Origin of the sequence: Ornithinibacter sp., assembly GCF_035443565.1 — a bacterium.
In the GTDB taxonomy this organism is placed as follows: domain Bacteria; phylum Actinomycetota; class Actinomycetes; order Actinomycetales; family Dermatophilaceae; genus Fodinibacter.
This window is the reverse complement of the sequence record NZ_DAORSO010000267.1, coordinates 1-2,030: the sequence shown is the minus strand read 5'-3', so window position 1 is coordinate 2,030 and position 2,030 is coordinate 1. Positions and strand designations below refer to the sequence as shown.

Below are 2,030 nucleotides of genomic sequence, written 5' to 3'. Positions count from 1 at the left end.
CCAGGGCGTCGAGGTCCGGGCCGTCACCACCGGCTGCCCGGTGCTGGGCCACCCGTAGGCGCATGCCGAGGGAGACCAGCCGCTGCTGGGCGCCGTCGTGCAGGTCCATCTCGAGCCGGCGGCGCTCCTCGTACCCGGCACTGAGCAGGCGCCGACGGCTGGCCTCGACCGCGGCCAGGGCCTCGGAGAGCTCTCCACGAAGGCGCACCGACTCGGCCAGCAGGCCGGCCTCACGCGCGACCTCGTCGGGGATGCCGGCACCCCCGTCCCCGGGGCGGATCACCCCGACGACGTTGCCCGCCAACGTGATCGGGGTGCTGCCCTGTACCGGAACGGGGCTCTGGTCGACGTCGACGAAGGTCGTGCTGCCCGGCCGCTGGTACCCGACCCGCAGCCCGGGGTCGCGCAGCCCGTCGCGCAGCACCTGCTCGAGCCGCTCGGGCTGGTCGTCGCCCGCGTGCACGGCCGTCACGAGCGAACGGACCGCCTCGACGCCTCGCTCGCGCCGCGGGTGCAGGCGGCGGCCGAGCACCCGCAACAGCAAGGACCGGGCCGGGAGGAGCGCGATCATGACGATGACCGTCGAGATCACGGCAGCGGTTGCCGAGTCACCGCCGAGGGCGCGTCCGATCACTGCCGACAGCACGGCATACGACGCCACCACCCCGAAGGCGAGTGTCGAGTACGCGGCCGTGGCCACGAGCGCCTTGTCGACGTCGTAGAGGTCGTGCCGCAGCATGGCGATGAGCGTGGCGGTCGGGATGGCGACGTTCATCGCGACGAGCCCGCCGAGGGCGATGATCGGGGTGCCGGTGAGCAGGTAGCCGGCCCAGCACAGCAGGATCGTGGCCGGGACGCTGAGGCAGGACAGGAACATCCAGCGCAGCCGAGAGCGCTCGAGGTCGGTGCTCGCCGCCCGGTAGCGCCGCCTCGTCGACAGCGCGGCCGCGACCAGTGCGGCGTAGAACGCGATGAGCACGGGGATGCAGGCGTAGCCGACCCAGTGGGTGCCGAACGGTCGGGGCCAGTCAGGCAGGGGAGGTGTCAGCGGTCCGGGGACGATTGCGAGCAGCAGGTTGAACGCGACGACGAGGGCGGGCAGGGCGATGGCGGTGCGCCGCCCCCAGGCGTCGGCGGGTCGGCCGTCGGGGAAGAGGACCAGCACCATCGCGAAGGGGAGGAACCAGCCCATCCAGATGCCCTGGGTGAGGTTCAGCAGCTCGGCGCTGGCCACGAGGCCGCTCGGCGGCTCGGCCAGGGCCTCGGCCCAGGTGCCGTGGGCCATCTGGAGGATGATGTTGGCCCCGGCTGCGCTCAGCCACGGACCCACCCAGTTCGACGGGTCGTGGCGTGTCACGAGGTGGCCCGCGGTGAACGGGATGGCGGAGCAGAGGACCACCCCGCCGACGACCCACGCGCCGGCCGGGTCGCCCTTGTCGCGGACGGCGATGACGGCCAGCACGAGCAGTGCGGCGGAGACGGCCCACAGGCCGTACGTCACGCGCCGCGGCCAGGTCATGACTCAGGCTAGGGCGCAGGCCAAGGCCACGTCATCCGTACCAGCACGCACCCGCCAGCACCCAGATGAGGTGCAGTGCCTGCTCGGACGACGACGGGGTGCTCGGGGCGTGACGGTGGGACGACACCGAAACCCCACCTCAGGAGCACACCAGCCATGAGCGCCATCGAGCACCACACCGCACCCACCGACCACGCCACATCGGCGTCCGTGCCGACCACCTCGGATGCCGCCCCCCGCGACCTGCGGCGGACGTGGCGCCGCATCGCCGCGGCATCCCTGGTTCTGGGACCTCTCGGCGTGACCGTGATCCGGGCCGTCATGCCCTACTGGACGAGTGACTCGACGGCCGAGATGGTCGCGGGTATGGCCGCCTCTCCCGGGCGGGCGGCGGCGATGAACTGGATCGCCGTGCTCGTCACGCCGTTCCTCATGCTCAGCGCCCTGGCCATGGGCTACGTCGCGAGGCGCCGGGCCCCGGTGATCGCCACGTGGGGCGCAGCCGTCCTCT

The 2,030-nt window shown here is 72.8% G+C and carries 2 protein-coding genes; one reads left to right on the top strand and one right to left on the bottom strand.

Annotation, left to right across the window (positions count from 1 at the left end; translation table 11 throughout):
• On the bottom strand, positions 1-1,519 hold a 1,519-nt coding region (locus PLL68_RS14285; RefSeq protein ID WP_324535216.1), incomplete at its 3' end, for a histidine kinase.
• Between the two features lie 156 nt (positions 1,520-1,675).
• Here PLL68_RS14285 and PLL68_RS14280 point away from each other — a divergent pair.
• A partial coding sequence (locus PLL68_RS14280) for a hypothetical protein (protein WP_324535214.1) occupies positions 1,676-2,030 on the top strand: 355 nt, incomplete at its 3' end.